General features: G+C 35.2%; 20 protein-coding genes. 4 read left to right on the plus strand and 16 right to left on the minus strand.

Going from position 1 to position 17,535, the window contains the following annotated elements; genetic code table 11:
- Positions 1–3 precede the first annotated feature (3 nt).
- Positions 4–1,671, plus strand: coding sequence for a ribonuclease J1 (gene rnjA, locus BR72_RS01085; protein WP_035429233.1), 1,668 nt, complete (start codon positions 4–6; stop codon positions 1,669–1,671).
- Positions 1,672–1,712: 41 nt separating this feature from the next.
- Here the strand turns inward: rnjA and BR72_RS01090 are convergent, their stop codons facing one another.
- From BR72_RS01090 to BR72_RS01140, 12 genes are all read right to left on the minus strand, one after another.
- Positions 1,713–2,381: a potassium channel family protein gene (locus BR72_RS01090; RefSeq protein WP_035429234.1), complete on the minus strand. Its 669-nt coding sequence runs from the start codon at positions 2,379–2,381 to the stop codon at positions 1,713–1,715.
- A 289-nt stretch (positions 2,382–2,670) separates the two neighbouring features.
- Positions 2,671–3,537 carry a cytochrome c oxidase assembly protein gene (locus BR72_RS01095; RefSeq protein ID WP_035429236.1) on the minus strand — a complete coding sequence of 289 codons (867 nt, stop codon included), beginning with the start codon at positions 3,535–3,537 and terminating at the stop codon, positions 2,671–2,673.
- A gap of 101 nt (positions 3,538–3,638) precedes the next feature.
- Positions 3,639–4,097 (minus strand): TlpA disulfide reductase family protein, encoded by a 459-nt coding sequence (locus tag BR72_RS01100; protein WP_035429237.1) that lies wholly within the window; start codon positions 4,095–4,097, stop codon positions 3,639–3,641.
- A 73-nt stretch (positions 4,098–4,170) separates the two neighbouring features.
- A complete protein-coding gene (locus BR72_RS01105; protein ID WP_035429238.1) occupies positions 4,171–4,719 on the minus strand; it encodes a peroxiredoxin in 549 nt (182 codons plus the stop codon).
- 210 nt (positions 4,720–4,929) lie between these two features.
- The gene (locus tag BR72_RS01110; RefSeq protein ID WP_035429239.1) at positions 4,930–6,060 is read right to left on the minus strand and encodes an N-acetyldiaminopimelate deacetylase; all 1,131 of its coding nucleotides are present in this window, start codon (positions 6,058–6,060) and stop codon (positions 4,930–4,932) included.
- A 54-nt stretch (positions 6,061–6,114) separates the two neighbouring features.
- The gene (gene dapD, locus BR72_RS01115) at positions 6,115–6,837 is read right to left on the minus strand and encodes a 2,3,4,5-tetrahydropyridine-2,6-dicarboxylate N-acetyltransferase (RefSeq protein ID WP_035429240.1); all 723 of its coding nucleotides are present in this window, start codon (positions 6,835–6,837) and stop codon (positions 6,115–6,117) included.
- A 71-nt stretch (positions 6,838–6,908) separates the two neighbouring features.
- Positions 6,909–7,745 (minus strand): LysR family transcriptional regulator, encoded by an 837-nt coding sequence (locus tag BR72_RS01120; RefSeq protein ID WP_090994990.1) that lies wholly within the window; start codon positions 7,743–7,745, stop codon positions 6,909–6,911.
- Between the two features lie 96 nt (positions 7,746–7,841).
- Positions 7,842–8,285 carry a cyclic-di-AMP-binding protein CbpB gene (gene cbpB / locus BR72_RS01125; RefSeq protein WP_035429242.1) on the minus strand — a complete coding sequence of 148 codons (444 nt, stop codon included), beginning with the start codon at positions 8,283–8,285 and terminating at the stop codon, positions 7,842–7,844.
- Between the two features lie 208 nt (positions 8,286–8,493).
- Positions 8,494–8,685 carry an antirepressor AbbA gene (gene abbA / locus BR72_RS01130; protein WP_035429243.1) on the minus strand — a complete coding sequence of 64 codons (192 nt, stop codon included), beginning with the start codon at positions 8,683–8,685 and terminating at the stop codon, positions 8,494–8,496.
- Positions 8,686–8,772: 87 nt separating this feature from the next.
- The gene (locus BR72_RS01135; RefSeq protein WP_035429244.1) at positions 8,773–9,291 is read right to left on the minus strand and encodes a ribonuclease H-like YkuK family protein; all 519 of its coding nucleotides are present in this window, start codon (positions 9,289–9,291) and stop codon (positions 8,773–8,775) included.
- A gap of 74 nt (positions 9,292–9,365) precedes the next feature.
- Complete coding sequence (locus tag BR72_RS26185; protein WP_090994623.1) at positions 9,366–9,515, minus strand: hypothetical protein; 150 nt, start codon at positions 9,513–9,515, stop codon at positions 9,366–9,368.
- A 189-nt stretch (positions 9,516–9,704) separates the two neighbouring features.
- On the minus strand, positions 9,705–9,941 hold the full coding sequence (locus tag BR72_RS01140; protein ID WP_020059327.1) for a YkuJ family protein: 237 nt from the start codon (positions 9,939–9,941) through the stop codon (positions 9,705–9,707).
- Positions 9,942–10,450: 509 nt separating this feature from the next.
- Here BR72_RS01140 and BR72_RS01145 point away from each other — a divergent pair.
- Entirely contained in the window at positions 10,451–10,690 is a 240-nt protein-coding gene (locus BR72_RS01145) for a glutaredoxin domain-containing protein (RefSeq protein ID WP_035429245.1), read from the plus strand.
- Between the two features lie 142 nt (positions 10,691–10,832).
- On the opposite strand, the gene BR72_RS01150 is transcribed toward BR72_RS01145, so the two are convergent.
- The 3 genes from BR72_RS01150 to fadH all read right to left on the minus strand — a co-directional run bounded on the left by BR72_RS01150 (position 10,833) and on the right by fadH (position 13,712).
- The gene (locus BR72_RS01150) at positions 10,833–11,324 is read right to left on the minus strand and encodes a DUF3993 domain-containing protein (RefSeq protein WP_035429246.1); all 492 of its coding nucleotides are present in this window, start codon (positions 11,322–11,324) and stop codon (positions 10,833–10,835) included.
- Between the two features lie 184 nt (positions 11,325–11,508).
- Positions 11,509–12,726, minus strand: a complete 1,218-nt coding sequence (locus BR72_RS01155) for an EAL domain-containing protein (RefSeq protein WP_035429248.1) — start codon at positions 12,724–12,726, stop codon at positions 11,509–11,511.
- A 221-nt stretch (positions 12,727–12,947) separates the two neighbouring features.
- The gene (gene fadH, locus BR72_RS01160) at positions 12,948–13,712 is read right to left on the minus strand and encodes a 2,4-dienoyl-CoA reductase (RefSeq protein ID WP_035429250.1); all 765 of its coding nucleotides are present in this window, start codon (positions 13,710–13,712) and stop codon (positions 12,948–12,950) included.
- Positions 13,713–13,909: 197 nt separating this feature from the next.
- Between fadH and BR72_RS01165 the strand changes: the two genes are divergently transcribed.
- Both BR72_RS01165 and BR72_RS01170 read left to right on the plus strand, forming a co-directional pair.
- Positions 13,910–14,776: a metallophosphoesterase gene (locus tag BR72_RS01165; protein ID WP_035429251.1), complete on the plus strand. Its 867-nt coding sequence runs from the start codon at positions 13,910–13,912 to the stop codon at positions 14,774–14,776.
- A gap of 106 nt (positions 14,777–14,882) precedes the next feature.
- Positions 14,883–15,095, plus strand: coding sequence for a hypothetical protein (locus BR72_RS01170; RefSeq protein WP_035429253.1), 213 nt, complete (start codon positions 14,883–14,885; stop codon positions 15,093–15,095).
- A gap of 289 nt (positions 15,096–15,384) precedes the next feature.
- Here BR72_RS01170 and BR72_RS01175 read toward each other — a convergent pair whose 3' ends face one another.
- The gene (locus BR72_RS01175) at positions 15,385–17,493 is read right to left on the minus strand and encodes an RNA degradosome polyphosphate kinase (RefSeq protein WP_035429255.1); all 2,109 of its coding nucleotides are present in this window, start codon (positions 17,491–17,493) and stop codon (positions 15,385–15,387) included.
- Positions 17,494–17,535 lie beyond the last annotated feature (42 nt).

The raw sequence follows: 17,535 nt of genomic DNA on the forward strand, positions 1-17,535 counted from the left end.
TTTATGAAATTCCTAAAAAATGACCAAACTGCTGTTTTCGCGCTTGGCGGACTCGGTGAAATCGGCAAAAATACATATGCTGTTCAATTTCAAGATGAAATTATTATTATTGATGCTGGAATCAAATTTCCAGAAGACGAACTTCTTGGGATTGATTATGTCATCCCTGACTACACGTATCTCGTACGTAATGAAGAAAAAATTAAAGGACTCATTATTACACATGGTCACGAAGATCATATCGGCGGGATTCCTTATTTATTGCGCCAAGTAAATATTCCAATTTACGGCGGGAAACTAGCACTCGGACTGATTAAAAACAAGTTAGAAGAGCACGGATTACTGCGAAAAGCACAATTGCATGAAATTAAAGAAGACGACGTGATTAAGTTCAAAAAAACATCCGTTTCCTTCTTCCGTACAACACATAGTATTCCTGATTCATATGGTATCGTTGTGAAAACACCGCAAGGACAGATTGTGCATACAGGAGATTTCAAATTTGATTTTACACCAGTTGGTGAGCCAGCAAACTTAACGAAGATGGCTGAAATCGGAAAAGAAGGTGTCCTTTGCCTGCTATCTGATAGCACGAATAGCGAAGTCCCTCACTTTACGATGTCTGAGCGCCGCGTTGGTGACAGCATCCAGGATATTTTCCGTAAAGTAGAAGGCCGTATTATATTTGCAACATTTGCTTCTAATATTCATCGACTGCAACAAGTTGTCGAAGCTGCAGTAGCAAACAATCGGAAAATTGCTGTTTTTGGTCGAAGTATGGAAGCTGCAATGGAAATCGGACAAAATCTTGGCTATATTCGCTGTCCGAAAGATACAATTATTGAATCCTCGCAGTTAAATCGCATACCAGCAAATCAGGTTGTGATTTTATGTACAGGGAGTCAAGGGGAACCGATGGCTGCATTATCTCGCATCGCTAACGGTACACACCGTCAAATTCAAATTATTCCAGGTGATACTGTAGTCTTTTCTTCGTCTCCAATCCCAGGAAACACGGTAAGTGTAAGCCGTACCATTAACATGTTATATCGTGCAGGTGCTGAAGTTATTCACGGACCATTGACTGATATTCATACAAGTGGACACGGTGGACAAGAAGAACAGAAACTAATGTTACGTCTTATTAAACCAAAATATTTCATGCCAATTCACGGTGAATACCGTATGCAACGAATGCATGCAAAATTAGCAAACGATTGTGGTATCCCCGATGAAAATTGCTTTATAATCGATAATGGTGACGTACTTGCACTTCGTGAAGATGAAGCAGCAATCGCAGGAAAGATTCCGTCTGGTTCTGTCTATATCGATGGAAATGGCATCGGCGATATCGGTAACATTGTACTTCGCGATCGTCGCATTCTTTCAGAAGAGGGACTTGTTATCGTTGTTGTTAGCATCGATATGAAGGATTTCCAAGTAGCGGCTGGGCCAGATATCATTTCTCGTGGATTCGTTTATATGCGCGAAAGTAGCGATTTAATTAACGATGCACAAACATTAATTACAACTCATTTAGAAAAAGTAATGGAGCGCAAAACAACACAGTGGTCTGAAATCAAAAATGAAATTACAGATACATTGGCTCCATTCTTATATGAAAAAACGAAACGTCGACCAATGATTTTACCAATCATTATGGAAATTTAAATAAAAAGGACAATGCCGCTTTGCCGGCATTGTCCTTTTTATTATTTCGCTAAAAATATTTCGAAACGGTCTACATCATTATCGTGACCAATTACAATTAAAATGTCTCCCTTTTGAATATTTTCTGTCGCACGCGGTGAAACAAGAACTTCCTTCCCACGCTTAATTGCTACAATGTTTAATCCAAACTTCGCACGAATGTCTAATTCAATCAATGAATGACCATCAATCTTTTCGTTCGCAATAATCTCAACAATACTATGCTCATCTGAAAGCTCTAAATAGTCCAAAACGCTACTTGAGGCAATATTATTGGCGATTCTTTTCCCCATATCGCGCTCAGGGTGAACAATTTGATCCGCTCCAATTTTCCGAAGAACTTTTTCATGATAATCATTTTGTGCTTTTACAGTAATATTTTTCACACCTAGCTCTTTCAAGATAAGGGTTGTTAAAATACTTGATTGAATATTATCCCCAATTGCAATCACTACATGCTCAAAATTTCGAATTCCAAGACTTTTTAATACCATCTCATCTGTAGAATCCGCAATTACAGCATGAGATGCAATATTTGCAAACTCATTTACACGATCTTCATCCATATCAATCGCCATAACTTCCATTCCTAATTGCGCTAATTCTCTACAAATACTCCCACCAAATCGACCAAGACCAATAACAGCAAATTCTTTTTCCTTCGTACCCACACAAACTCCTCCAGTAATATTAAATCATATCAAATGAAACTTTTATCAGTGGAATTTCTTTATCTTCCACCTATCTTCTTTAACTCTTCAAAAACTTGATGTGAAGGCTTTGGACCTTATACACCATAATCCACTATCATTGTAGCATATTTTATAAAGTGAAACTTCCATCATTGTCTTTTCATTCCTAATGATGGAAGTTTCACCAACAGTTACCATTCTATATTCACTACATACTTAAACTTAGTAGTTTTACGTAACAAATGCTGTAATGATTGTCTGTCCGTTTTTATTTTTGTTTTTGAATATAAAAAAATTGCTGTAAATAAAAAGCTAGCATGCATATTAACATACCAAAAATGAATATATTTCCAAATGAACTGAACGTTTGAAATACAAACATTAATGTTTCTTGTCCAAAAAAAGCAAATAATAAATTTATAAAAGCAAATAATATCGCAAGCTGATAGTGATGCTGATGAAATAAATAATGAGTTGCTCCTAAAAAACCAGCAAATGAAACAATAAACACCCACCACGTTTCCATCATCTTTTGCCATCCTACAATCTCAAACCCGTTCATAACAATAGCAATTGCTCCTATAACAATCATCGTTTGAACGCTCCAAAATAAAGCCCACTTTCGAAAGAGTAATATCGCATTCCTGTCTTTTCGTTTATATGCGCAATATGTTAAAAAAGTCGCACTTATATATAAGACCGATACAATCGTTAAAATAATAATTAACCAAAAATGAAGCTGATAATACTCATGCTCTATATTAGTAACGATTGCAGCTAACAGCCCTGGAATACATAGGCCAGTATATCCTTCCACCAACTTCTTATTCCAAAAGACCATATTACCAATTCGAATTCCTAACAACATAAAAATAATGGCCCCAAGGATAAATAAAGTCATTTTATTTCCAACTAAGCTCGTTGAAAAAGCGATTAAACCAACAAATAAAAATAAAGCAAATGCATTCATAATTTCTGCAACAGGTGATAAATACTCTCTCACCCACTCATATGTGTTCGTATGGTTTTCTTTTTTCGCTAAACAATATGTATAAAAACTAACACCAAAATAAATTGCTGCTACAATTACATATGTATATAAAAAGAAACACAATATAGTACTTACGATTTGCACACTATCCCCTACCTTTTTTTCTCTATGTACCATATTGATTTTACACAATTTTCATATAAAATGTAAACTAAAAAACCTCCCCGTTCAAGGGAGGTTTTCCTTTATTCAGCTGTTTTTTCAGCTTCATCAAGAACGCGATTTACTCGTTTTGTTAACATTTGCATACCACTACCGCCCGCTTGGAAATGACGCAATACACCGTTTTTATCAAACACGTAATATGCTGGTACATATTGATTTTCAAAAGAGTCTGTAATCGCATGCTGATTGTCTACCAAAATAGGTTGTACAATTCCGTGCTCCGCTGCTACTGCTTTCACGTTTTCAAGATCTAAATCTTCTTCTGAACGCGGCATATGTACAGCAATTACATTTAATTTATCTTTATAGTTATCACGGAATTCATTAATACTCGGCATGGCTTCTTTACATAAATGACAGCTAACAGACCAAAAATGAATCAATGTTGGTTTATCGCCAATTAGCGATTCCTTGACTACTTCTCCATTTAGCACAGTCGTTGCTCCTTCTAAGGAAGGCATTGGTTCACGTAATTTCATAACATTTCCTCCTTATATTATGTAGAGAAAGGTCTAACAACAATTTGCTAGACCTTGTTCACTTATTCAAAAATTAAACGTTTAAAGTTTCTTGACCTGGTTTCCAGTTTGCAGGGCAAAGTCCGCCAGTTTGAAGTGCTTGAAGAACACGGAGTACTTCGTCAACTTCCCGTCCAATGTTGTTATGATGGACAACTTGATACATTAATTCGCCTTCTGGGCTAATAATGAATAGACCACGAAGTGCGATTCCTTCTTCTTCAAGTAATACACCATAATCACGAGATACTGCATGATTTGTATCAGCAGCTAATGGATAGTTTAACTCGCCTAAACCATTTTTCGTACGGTCAGTGTTAATCCATGCTAAATGAGTATGGATTGTATCAGTTGATACACCAATAACTTCTGCATCTAAATCTTCGAACTCATCATAACGATCAGAAAGTGCGATAATTTCTGTTGGACATACGAAAGTGAAATCCATTGGATAGAAGAAAAGCACTGTCCATTTGTCTTGTTTCATAATCTCTTCAAGGCTTACTTTACCAAATTCTTTGTTTGGCATAACAGCATCCATCTCAAAGCGTGGAGCTTGTTTTGCTACCATACGTTCTGTCATATGTACCAACCTCCGTTAATTTTTAGTTATTTTTGTATACTTTTCTATTATATAGGAAAAATAGTTTTTAGTCAATATCATTTAATAGTTATTATAAATAAACTAACTATCAACTCCTTCTCCCATCTACCATTATAAAGCATTGTGCTAGAATTTCAAAAAAATCGCACTATTTATACAAATTTTCTTATACAAAAAAAGGAACAAGCATTACGCCCTGTTCCCTTTCCATTTTACGTATGTTGTTAAAAATATTATCGCTTTTTCAATTGCTGATTCATCTGGCTGTAATTTTGCATGATGTAGACCGTATTCAGATTCAACACCAAGCCAAAACATTAAACCCGGGATCTCACGCAGCATATATCCAAAATCCTCTCCTGTCATCGCTTCTGTGCAAGTGATAACATTCATATCTGTATGTTGATCCGTAAACGCCATGAATTCCTTCGTTAACGTTTCATCATTATACACTTGATGATACATCGCTCCGTAATCAATCTGCGCTGTACACCCAAAAGACGTTTCGATTCCAGCAACAATTGCTTCAATCCGCCCCTTTACTCGTTTCATAGATTCAACAGATAATGTACGAATCGTTCCTTCTAAACGAGCCTTTTCCGCAATAATATTTTGTACTGTTCCACCAGTAATTTTCCCGATTGTAATAACTGCACTATCGAGCGGATTCACATTGCGACTAATAACAGATTGTAGTTGCGTAACAAGATGGCTTGCGGCAACAATCATATCGTTCGCTGTATGCGGATATGCTGCATGTCCACCTTTCCCTTTCAAATCAATGTAGAGCTCGGATGTATTCGCAAAAAGCAATCCCTCTTTTGTCGCAATTGACCCTACTGGATATTCTGGTGCAATATGGAGTCCCAAAATCATATCTGGTTTCCATACTTGTAATTCCTCACTTTGTAATAACGGAAGAGCACCACCCGGTCCTTCCTCAGCTGGTTGAAAAATAAACACGAGGTCATCGTCAATTCGCTCTGTAACAAAAGCTGTTAATAACCCAAGGCCAATTGTCGTATGGATATCATGTCCGCATGCATGCATCATCCCTTCATGTAGTGAGGAAAATTCATATCCTGTCTCTTCTGTAATTGGAAGTCCGTCAATATCAGCGCGATAACCAATTGTTTTTTCTGGATTACGACCATGTATTTTTACAATGACACCAGTTTTCCAAGTCTTTACTTCCATATACTCACTTGGAAGGGTATTTATATAATTTAAAATATATTGCTGTGTTTTCCATTCTTGAAAACCAATCTCTGGAATTTGATGTAAATCTCTGCGCATTTGAATAAATTTATTTATCATCATTTCACCACCATTGATAAAAAGCGTAAGAGCCTACAAGCCCTTACGCTTTCTTTTTTATTCTTCTGGATTTAATTGACGAAGCTCTTGTTTAATTTCTGTTTTCGCTTTAGTTTTTTCGTCAATTTCCTTAATAACGCGTGCTGGTGTTCCTGCAACAACTGTGTATGGTGGTACGTCTTCTGTTACAACTGCACCCGCTGCAACAACTGCACCTTTACCTACTGTAACACCTTCTAGAACTACTACGTTTGCACCAATTACAACATCATCTTCAACGATAACTGGTTTTGCAGATGGCGGCTCGATAACGCCTGCAAGGACAGCTCCTGCTCCAACGTGACAGTTCTTACCTACTGTTGCACGTCCACCAAGCACTGCGTTCATGTCAATCATTGAACCTTCACCAATTACAGCACCAATGTTAATTGTTGCGTTCATCATAATAACTGCATTATCACCAATTTCAACCTGATCACGAATAATAGCACCTGGTTCAATACGTGCTTTAATGCCTTTTAAGTCAAGCATTGGGATTGCAGAGTTACGGCGATCATTTTCTACAACGTAATCTGCAACATGTTTTTTATTTTCTTCAAGGATTGTCTTAATTTCAGACCATTCCCCGAATAATACGCCTGATTTTTTATTTACAAACGCTTGTACTGTTTCAGGGAATGTAATTTCTTTTAAATCCCCTTTTATGTATACCTTTACAGGAGTTTTCTTCTCACTTTTTTGAATAAACGAGATAATCTCGTTTGCATCCATCATTTTCATGCTTGTTGCCTCCTAAATCCATTTATACTGTTACTCTACCAAACGAAAAGACTCCTCGCAAGAAAATAATCTTATTTTCCTGCTTGAATTTCTTCAATAATATCTAAAAACGCCTGTACTTGTTTCAATTGTCTAGCCGATTCACTTGTTAATAACCACGTTTCTCTCGTCAGCTGTACTGGGGTTTTATATGTCTTTTCTCTTACTTCCCTTAAAACAGTAGACGGTAAAAGAGCATAACCAATACCATTTAAAACAAGTTGTTTACACGTTTCAATTTGATCGACAACAATCGTACGTTTAGGGGGATTAGAAAATAAACCATACCACCAATTTTGAATTTGTCCATAATATGTTGAATCACTTTTAAATTGAATGAACGGCCTATTGGTATCTTTTAACATGGAAATATCCTTAATTTCTGTATCGACTAAATACAACTCATCTTCAAATAACTGTTGCTTATAACCTTTATATTCTTGTGTCCCTCGTAAAATCGCTACATGAACATCACCTTCGTAAAAGTGATTTTGCACTTCACTACTCCAGCCTGTAAAGAGAGAAATTTTGACGAATGGATACTTTTGTACAAACATCTTTAAAACTGGTGGCAACCAATATTGCCCAATGACAGAAGCAACAGCAATCTTTAAAGTTCCATATGTTTCCGTTTGGAAAGTTGCTAGTTCACTCTTAATCGCTTCCTCTCTTTCCAACATATCTTTAGCATAATTCGCTACTTTTTCGCCTTCTGGTGTAATCGTTAATCCTTTTTGAGAGCGAATAAAAAATTTCATCCCCCATTGTTTTTCCATCGATTGAAGCCTTTGACTAAGCGCTGGTTGTGATACAAATAAGCGCTCCGAGGCCTTTCGCATATTTAACTCTTGCGCTAAGATAACCATCATATGAAAATCATCAATTTGCAATATTTTCCCCTTCTTTCGTTACAACTAAACGATAAAAGCGACTTCTTCTTTCAGTTGAAGTCGCCTTTTCCAACATTATCGATTAAATCGTCTCACTGTTTTATTTAGTAATTTTAAAATCGCACGACGCGTCAAAATCCCTTCAAAACACCCTTCCTCATTTTCAACACATACAAATGGATGATCAATTGTCATCTCTAGTGCCTTTGAAAATGAATCCTGTAACTTAAGGCGTGGAATATCTCCTTTCATCACACTTTCTACTTTCATATCCTCTAATTTTTCAAATTCAATTCGCTCTAGGCCTAATATACCGTCCAAAATCATCGCTGTACTTACTAATCCATGTAATTTGTACATCGGATCTAATACTGGAATTGCTGAATAACCAGATTTCACTAAAACAAGTAAAGCGTGCTCTAGACTATTTCCAATTTGAACATGTGCTACTTTTTCCGATGAAATCATTAAATCCTTTACAATAACTTGCTGAAACTCTTCTTTTGGAATGCTAATCATATTGATATCCCCCACTTTAACTCATTCTAACAAGTAGCAATTGTAAACCAATCGTAAAAAACAATTCGTTCAAGTAATGTTTTACTTTCTCATTTCTATTTTTAGTTTATGACAGCGTTTACATATTATTATCTGTCCTTATTTTCTTATTTTGATCACAGTTCATTTTACCATAGAAACAAAAGAAAAGACCACCTTTCTGGCAGCCTTAATATCCTTCATTCTTCAGACGAGCAAATAAGTTTGTAACTTGTTTATAATGAGATACGTCTGTTTTCTTTCGCCCGTTTTCGATATCAGAAAGTTCAACGGAAAGTATTTCACTCGCATAATTTTGCCGGAACAACACATCTAACAATAAGTTTTGTTCCTCTTTCGTTAAATCAATTTCTCTACTCATTTTCTCCTCCCCTTATTCAACCGTCCTAATTATTTATTATATATAATATTCCTTTTATTTAATAGACTGAAAATTCAGCACGGAAAATCATTTCGTGTACCGATTTGCATAGCTAAACGCCGCATATGCATCAGGCTTAATTTTAGGTGTTAATCCCATTGCTGTAATTTTATTTGTCATATCCGCAATAAACTCTCTCGTTAAACCATATTTTCCAATATCCAAATGAATCTCCATAACAAATTCAGCACCTTCTTCACGGTATGGATAAAGAATATCCCAAAGTTGTTGTATGCGATCAGGGGTAAATAAATAAGCAATCTCTTGACTAAATTGTGTTTCCAAATAAATTTTTTCCCGTAAACTTGGGGGCTTTCGCTTTATCATTTGGTGGTATAAACACCCCCAAGCTCCTTTTCCAACGCGATGCAAATGAATAGCTGTAATAAAACGTGTATTATTATGATGTACTTGTGAATCTGTTCCAATTGATAATCGATACATGTTGCGCGGTGCACTTTGAATAAAATGACAAATTCTTAAAAATACAGTTTCGAAACTCATGTGTCGCTCTGATAAGTTGTAAAATTGATATTCTCCGCCCATACAGTCACGTCCCTTCTCATAGACAGACTTTCGTATTATCATTGTATGGGACAAAGTAATAAAATATGACTTACTTATCCTTTGCTCGTTTCGATATTCCGTATTAAATATGTACAAAACGGACATTTGAAAATAACATTTTGATTAGACTGCGCTGTTAACACATGTGTAATCTCTGACTGTTTATGACATTTTGGACATACAACAATAGGCATTTTTTCCACTTTTCTCACCTCTTTATGTCACTGTTTATGAGCAGGACTCTATCTTAAGGTTACCTGTCCATAAGAGTGCAATTAATGAATACTACACTCTGTAGAATGCGTTATCAGTTTAGGGTCAGAGAGTGAATCTTATTCATCACAAAAAAAAGAAGGTGCCTTCATTTTTTTGAGGCACCTTCTTTTTATGTATCAAGAAAGAATATCGTAAATTTCGATTGCAACCATATCAATATTATCGAATTGATATACTTGTGGTTTTTCTCCTTGTTGATACACTTCTAGCTCGTACATATCGCTTTTATCAAAATATTTTACGCTACACTTGCGTTCACCGTTCACTTCAAAATAGCGTTGTGCTACTTCGCCGCTTTCAGCTTGTTCTTTTAGGCTAACAAGACGAGTTAAAATTCCTTGGAGCAGAGACATGAAATCTCCCCTTTCTCTAATGTTCCTACGAATAGGTTTTACAGCAATACTCATTCTATCCGTCATAACTGAAAAAATGTCCCACACCCTAGGATAATGCTTATGAGCAAGAAACTCAACTAAAATTTGTCGAAAAAACATACAAAAAGCCGAAATACACACTTCTACTACTTTTTTTACACATTTAACAAAAAAAATTATATATATTCACATTAAAAAACGACAAAAAACATTCTTTTTATCTAGCCATGTATAGAAGCAATCAGGCCACATGCGATGCAAAAACAAAGAGACATAGCAAGTAAGGGCACCCTTTTTCTACTTAGCAGCAATCCTTATGTCGAAAAATCAAGATAAATCCACATATCATCAATATTATGAATAGAGATAAATAAGGGTTATTTAATTCATATTCAATAAAAAAGTCGCCATGTTAATACAAATTTTGCTTTATTGAAGTTTTTTTTATACGAGAATATAATAAAAATGAGCTGAAGAGGAGGAAGTACATGAAGAAAGTAGATATATACACACAACCTAATTGCCCACCATGCCAAATTATTAAAGAATTTTTAAAACATAATCATGTTGCTTTTACAGAATATGATGTCAAAAAAGATACTGCTGCTCGCAATCGTCTTCTTTATGATTATGATTCCTATTCAACGCCAACTGTTGTTGTAGACGGAAAAGTTGTAGCAGGATTTCAAATTGAAGAATTACAACAACTTTTAGGATTAGAACAATAAAAAAAGTGACAGTATGTACGTCACTTTTTCCTATCCACAAATGGTGAAATTTATCCTCAACACTTTAAAGACACAAAAATGGAGACGATACGATGAAACTCTTGTCATTTTAGGATGGTCCCTCAATGACAAGAGTTTCTCTTTACTCTTTTTCGTATTTTTTAATTTCAGATAATAGCTGCTTATTTTCATGATAACCCGCCAATTTCCATTTATCACCATTTTTTTGCAGTGTTATAATTTGATACTCATCCGTTTTTATATTACGTTCATACACATATAACAAATTATGCTCCTCATTGTATACAATTTTTGTATTTGACGAAAAAGTAAATGGTGCTTCTTTAGCCGGTAATAAATATTGAGCACTCCGTTTCACATCCTGATTATTTTCATCCGTAAAAACTTGAAGGAAGTTATCCGTGAAATAAGGAGATAATGTATCATACATTTTATCCATTGATAGTCGCTTACCACGAATAGCAAACTGCGCTTCATATCCCTTTTGAATCGTTACAAATATTTCATTTTGATCAATTTTTGTTTCTTCTTTTCCAAGAACCGTTGTCACACCTTGTCCAATTACAAATGCAACGAAAAGAAATAGCACAATCCAAATCCCGTATTTCCTCATTTTCGCACCCTCCCTGTAAAAAGAGCTTATCCTTCTACTATTCATTGTAGCAATGATTATGCATAAAAAAAGTAACTATCGTTCGTAAAATGTTTACAACGATAGACATCATTCTTATCATAGTTGTCACTATTACCAATTTATGATAAAAACAAACAAAAAAATGCACGAAATATTTCGTGCATTACAATAAAACATCTTCTTCATATAAAAATTCATAAGATAAATCAATAAATAAATAATGCTCATCATCAATAGGAAATGAAAAAGTCCGAACCAATTCACTAGTTTCAAGATCTCCATATAAATCAGACAATCTTCCCTTTTGCTCAACGCGTAGCTTCATAATGTTTTCTAAAAAGTACGGACGCCAGCTCCAATTTTTCATATAATACTCTGGCATTAACACCCATTCCCCGTCTTTCTTCATTACATTGCCTGATTTTTGAAATCCGTCTTCATTACAAATAAAAATACGAAAGCTACAATGTGTTACTTGTTGACTAAAATTCATTAGCCATTTATTAAAATCTTCTATTTTTCTCTGTTTTGCTAATACATTCCCAACATATTCTCGAAGCGTTTCTGTCAATTCATAAACCTTTTGTAATTTTCGTTTTTCACGCTGAATAAATTGATGACACTCATTGCCAAGGCGCTCTTTCAAAATGTCTTTATCAATAAAATTAGGCAAAAATTCTTTCAAATAATCCCCTTGGTAATATCTCCCTCCATTTTTCCACGCATATTGCAACTGATAGAATGCATCAATATCTTCATACAATAATGTTGCTCCAATGCGTCTCGCCAAGAGTGATAACGAATACAAAATATCCTGGTACGATTGTAACAACGCCGTTTGACGTAAGTTTGTTAAATCTACTTTTAGAATATCGGGAGTTAATATACTAATTCGTTCGAGATTACTTGTGCCTGTTCCTACTTTATTAATCGCAACTTGAATACCATATGTACGGTAATACATAAGCAAATGGTTAAACTGTTCAATATCTTCTTTAAAATCATGTTCTGTTGTTTCTAATACAATACGATTTAAACATAGTCCTTTTTTCTCATACGTTAATAATAACTCCAATAAACTTTCACTTTCATCGCTCATTAATACATGGGCATTACGATGCACAAATAATAAAAATGATTGATCTGTTTCCAAATACCGATCCAATGCTTTTCCTAAAATGACATTATCTACCTCAAGTTGAAATTCATGTGGAATCGAATCATCATGAAAAAATGTAGCAAGACTGTGAATCCCTTCTTCTGTTTGAATACGTCCTACTACTTCATATCCAATTACAGTATGTTCATCCGCACTAAAAATAGCTTGATAATAAGGAAGGACTTTATCCAAATTACTCATCACATCTAATGCATCTACCATAGCGCTCCCCCCTTTACTTTTCAAGATTATAACATGTTATGTAGAAAAAATAATAAAAAAAATCCCTTCAGTTTCCTGAAGGGATTAGAGGGGTAAAATGCTAAGGGGAATTAGCAATTCTACTATGAAGAAAAAAGAGATATTAAATATACCTTATAAACAGTTTTCTTGTAAAGCCCCTCTTTCCATATGTCACAATTCTGTCACAATTAACCCCTCACTTAAAACGGATATTGATGCAAATGTTGACCACCATCCATTGTAATACAAGCTCCATTTATGTACGCTGCTTCTTCAGAGCATAAATAAAAAGCAAGGCCAGCAATTTCTTCAGGTGTACCAAGTCTGCCAAGTGGTACGCTATGTAATGTACGCTTCGCTGCTTCTTCAGATATCCATAACTTATCAGCTCCCCCTGTACGTTCAATTGGCCCTGGAGCAATTGCATTTACACGAATTCCATATTTACGTCCCCACTCAACAGCAAGCGTTCTCGTCATCGCTAATACACCCGCTTTTGCTGCTGCAGAATGAATAACACCTGGACCTGCATCCCATGCATAAGTTGCAACCATATTAATAATTGTTCCTTTTATCCCTTTTTCAATCCAGTATTTACCGATAGATTGACTGCAATAAAATGTCCCATTTAACACGATGTTAATAACCGAATTCCAACCATTTGGCGATAAGTCTTCAGCATGACAAAGAAAATTTCCCGCAGCATTATTTACAAGTACATCGATGCGTCCAAATTCTTTATCGATTTTTTCAATCATTCCTTTTATATCCTCAATATTACGTACATCCATTTGTACAGGTAATACTTGTCCTTCAAATTGTTCAATTTCTTTCTTAGCCTCTTCTAACTTTTCTAGTGTACGTCCTGTAATTACAACTCGCGCTCCTTCTTTTGCAAAACGAGTTGCCATTCCTTTTCCCATTCCACTTGAACCACCTGTAATTACAACTACTTTTTCTTTCATAATTTCCCCTCCCTAAAATGAATACATATTCATTTTATCACTTTATACAACAGAATTCTTTATAAATTTAAATTTTTCTGATATCTTTTAATAAAATACACTATTAATTTACGAAAGGAGAGAAGATACGCAGCGACTTATTCTAACGATCATATCTTTCTACTATTATCATTTTCTATCATCTCGCTCATATGAATATGAATCAAATAACAAGAAGAAACTTTATAAAAAAAGGCATTCGTACACTATTATATACGTGTATAACGACTGGTACAGGTTACTATTATGCAAAGTTTATAGAACCATCCCTTCTCTCTTTTACGAATCACACACTTCACTCTCCACTTATCCCACATGGATTTAACGGCATTAAAATTGTTCAATTTAGCGATTTACATTTAGGGTATTATTACTCACTGCAGCAGCTTTCTAAAGTAGTTGCAAAAATAAATGAAAAAAAACCCGACATCGTATTCTTTACTGGGGACTTAATCGATGATTATCAAACATATGAAGGTACTCCATTTGTATCGTCAATTCTACAAACGATTCATGCCCCGCTCGGTAAATTTGCTATTTTCGGTAATCACGATCATGGTGGTTACGGAACAGAATACTATAGTCACATCATGAAGCAATCCGGATTTGAAGTATTACAAAATGCTGAAAAACGCATTCGTCTACTAGATGGAAGTGAAATTTCTATTTTCGGTATTGACGATATTATGCTCGGAAACCCTGATATACATGGTATCTTAAAACAAGCGCAAGATCATCTTTATACGATTGTTCTCGTACATGAACCAGATGTTGCATCGCATATTGCAAATTTCCCTATTAATTTACAACTTTCTGGACACAGTCACGGTGGACAAGTGCAACTCCCTTTCTTTGGTGCCATTATTACTCCTACACTGGCAAAGCACTATATTGAAGGTTTTTATCATATTAAGAAAAAGTATGAATTGTTATTGTATGTAAATCGAGGCATTGGAACAACACGTATACCATTTCGATTTTTAGCAAAGCCGGAAATTACACTCTTCACTTTACAATCGACATAATATAAGAATGTTTTTCGCCTATTTTCTGCATCATTCTCTCTTGTACTCGCTCTTTCACGCTTTTTCCCCATATGATAACAATGAGTTCATTGAAGGAGGTTTTAACATGTATCCACAATATCAGCCATTTCCATTCCGTTCAGTTCCAGTTGGTCCAATCGGAAATTCACGATTCATACCGTTTTTTGGATTTCCTTTTTTAGCCGGTCTTGCAGGCGGGTTACTCGGCGGGGCACTGGCATTTGGGCCTAGACCATACTATCCACCTCCATTTTACCCTTGCTACGGCCCTCCTTGTCCAACACCATTCTATTATTAATGTAAGTAGAAACTACTATGTAAAAAAGGCCTCAAATCGAGGCCTTTTTCTCTATGTATCTCTTATTCCATTACGTACAAATATATCCATTTTCATTTTTCGGCATCTTTGTCTAGCTCCTGCGGCTATGCAGAACCCAACATGACCGCTACTTGCTTTCTTCCTTTGTTTTAAGCCTCGCATGTGGTAGGAAAAGGTCCTGACCGCTTCTATGCATGGCCTCCCCCTAAAAGGAAAAGGCGTTTTTATATCGTTTTCTTTTATATTTATAGAGAATTCTCATTTTACTTTATTCCTCTTCGGTGTGTACATATGCCATTTGAAAGAGTTGCACTTGACTTTCAATATTTTCGATAAGGTCCCTTACCACATAATGATATTCACCGCGTTCATTTTGTTCACGAGATTTTACATTATCATCTAAAATAAGTTGTAAAACATCTTTAATTCGTGTTTTCATATCAAGTCCTAAAATAGGAAATGAAATTTCTACACGTTTTTCCATATTACGCGTCATCCAATCGGCTGAAGATAAAAATATTTTTTCCTCGCCATTATGGTGAAAATAATAAATACGACTATGCTCTAAATAACGCCCTACTAAACTAATAACACGAATATTATCACTTACACCTAAGATTTGAGGACGTAAACAGCAAATCCCTCTCACAATGAGGTCCACTTTTACACCAGCTTGCGATGCTTCGTATAATTTTTGAATGAGCGGCTTATCTGTTAACGAATTCATTTTCGCTATAATATAGCCATTTCCGTATTGTTTATGATAGCGGATCTCTTCATCAATGAGTTCACTAAATTGCTGACGAATATCAAACGGGGCAACGGATAATTGATGAAAGTGTGGTTTCATCGTATATCCACTTAAATAGTTAAAAAAGTTTGTTGCATCAATTCCGAAATCTTTGCGTGATGTAATATATCCAAAGTCAGTATATAGTTTCGCTGTTGCATCATTATAGTTCCCTGTTCCTAAATGAACAAATCGCTCAATTTTCCCGTGCTTCCGCCTTACAACAAGCGTAATTTTACTATGTGTCTTTAAATGGCTAACACCATAAATCACATGACAACCTGCTTTTTCTAATTCTTTTGCCCATTGGACATTATTTTCTTCATCAAAACGTGCCTTTAATTCCACAAGTACTGTCACTTGCTTCCCATTTTCTGCAGCTGTTTTTAATGCTTGAATAACAGGGGAATCCCCACTTACACGATATAGTGTTTGTTTAATTGCTAATACATCTGGATCTTCAGCTGCCTCTGCTACAAAGTCAATGACAGGATGAAATGACTCAAACGGATGATGCAATAGAATATCTTGTTCTAACACTTTTTCAAATATATCTTCTGCATCATCTAAATCTTGAGGTGGCTGCGGAATAAATGCAGGATAGCTGAGATGTTCATATGTAGATGCTAACTTTTTATAGAGCACAAATAAACATGTTAAATCAAGCGGGCCCCCAATCATATATACATCCTCATCTTTCACTTCTAACACTTCGTATAATAGAGACAATACTCGTTCATCTAAATTATCCATTCCAACTTCTAAACGAACCGCCGCTCCCCATTTTCGTTTTTTTAATTCTTTCTCAATGACTTTCAATAAATCGCGTGCGCCTTCCTCATGAATTGTTAAATCTGCATTACGTGTAATTCGAAAACGCGTAACAGAGGATACTGTGTATCCAGTAAATAATTTATGAGTAAAGTTACTAATCACGTCTTCTAAAAAAATAAATTTTTGCTTCTTATCTTCATTTGGTAAAAAAATAAAACGTTCTAATAATGATGGTACTTGAACAATGCCAAGCTTTGTCCGGTTTTCTTCTACTGTTTGTCTTTCGTCATATAATATAGCAGCTAAATTTAGGCTTTTATTTAATAACATAGGAAACGGTCGATACGCATCAATTGCTACAGGTGTTAACACAGGGAAAATTTGCTCATCAAAATATTCTTCAATAAATTCTCGTTGTTCTTTCGTTAAATCATGAAACGACAATTGTTCGATTCCTTCTTCCTGCAGTGCAGGAAGAAGAACATTTTGATAAGTATCATACTGCACTTGCATTAATTCATGTGCCTTATACGAAATTTTTTCTAATTGTTTTTTTGGCGTTAGTCCCGCTTTATTTTCCGGTTGATTAAATCCAGCTTTCACCTGATCTTTTAATCCTGCAACACGCACCATGAAAAATTCATCTAAATTTGAGCTGAAGATACTAATAAACTTTAATCTCTCTAGTAATGGATTACTGTCATCTTGTGCTTCTTGTAATACTCGTTCATTAAAGGCAAGCCAGCTTAATTCACGATTGTTATAATAGGCTGTATCATTCAAGTTTATAAGACTATTTTTCATCACTTCCATATCCCCTTTACACTTCCCCCTAAAGCTTTCTCAATATAATTT

This window comes from Bacillus sp. UNC322MFChir4.1 (assembly GCF_000746135.1).
GTDB lineage: Bacteria > Bacillota > Bacilli > Bacillales > Bacillaceae_G > Bacillus_A.

Excerpts from the sequence above, each read along its gene's own strand:
- BR72_RS01120 (WP_090994990.1), bottom strand. The coding sequence starts at position 7,745 with ATGATGGTTATCTTAGCGCAAGAGTTAAATATGCGAAAGGCCTCGGAG.
- BR72_RS01105 (WP_035429238.1), bottom strand. The coding sequence starts at position 4,719 with ATGACAGAACGTATGGTAGCAAAACAAGCTCCACGCTTTGAGATGGAT.
- cbpB (WP_035429242.1), bottom strand. The coding sequence starts at position 8,285 with ATGATTAGCATTCCAAAAGAAGAGTTTCAGCAAGTTATTGTAAAGGAT.
- rnjA (WP_035429233.1), top strand. The coding sequence starts at position 4 with ATGAAATTCCTAAAAAATGACCAAACTGCTGTTTTCGCGCTTGGCGGA.
- BR72_RS01145 (WP_035429245.1), top strand. The coding sequence starts at position 10,451 with ATGAAGAAAGTAGATATATACACACAACCTAATTGCCCACCATGCCAA.
- BR72_RS01155 (WP_035429248.1), bottom strand. The coding sequence starts at position 12,726 with ATGGTAGATGCATTAGATGTGATGAGTAATTTGGATAAAGTCCTTCCT.
- BR72_RS01140 (WP_020059327.1), bottom strand. The coding sequence starts at position 9,941 with ATGTCTCTGCTCCAAGGAATTTTAACTCGTCTTGTTAGCCTAAAAGAA.
- BR72_RS01110 (WP_035429239.1), bottom strand. The coding sequence starts at position 6,060 with ATGATGATAAATAAATTTATTCAAATGCGCAGAGATTTACATCAAATT.
- BR72_RS01135 (WP_035429244.1), bottom strand. The coding sequence starts at position 9,291 with ATGGGCGGAGAATATCAATTTTACAACTTATCAGAGCGACACATGAGT.
- abbA (WP_035429243.1), bottom strand. The coding sequence starts at position 8,685 with ATGAGTAGAGAAATTGATTTAACGAAAGAGGAACAAAACTTATTGTTA.
- BR72_RS01175 (WP_035429255.1), bottom strand. The coding sequence starts at position 17,493 with ATGGAAGTGATGAAAAATAGTCTTATAAACTTGAATGATACAGCCTAT.
- fadH (WP_035429250.1), bottom strand. The coding sequence starts at position 13,712 with ATGAAAGAAAAAGTAGTTGTAATTACAGGTGGTTCAAGTGGAATGGGA.
- dapD (WP_035429240.1), bottom strand. The coding sequence starts at position 6,837 with ATGAAAATGATGGATGCAAACGAGATTATCTCGTTTATTCAAAAAAGT.
- BR72_RS01170 (WP_035429253.1), top strand. The coding sequence starts at position 14,883 with ATGTATCCACAATATCAGCCATTTCCATTCCGTTCAGTTCCAGTTGGT.
- BR72_RS01100 (WP_035429237.1), bottom strand. The coding sequence starts at position 4,097 with ATGAAATTACGTGAACCAATGCCTTCCTTAGAAGGAGCAACGACTGTG.
- BR72_RS01150 (WP_035429246.1), bottom strand. The coding sequence starts at position 11,324 with ATGAGGAAATACGGGATTTGGATTGTGCTATTTCTTTTCGTTGCATTT.
- BR72_RS01165 (WP_035429251.1), top strand. The coding sequence starts at position 13,910 with ATGAATCAAATAACAAGAAGAAACTTTATAAAAAAAGGCATTCGTACA.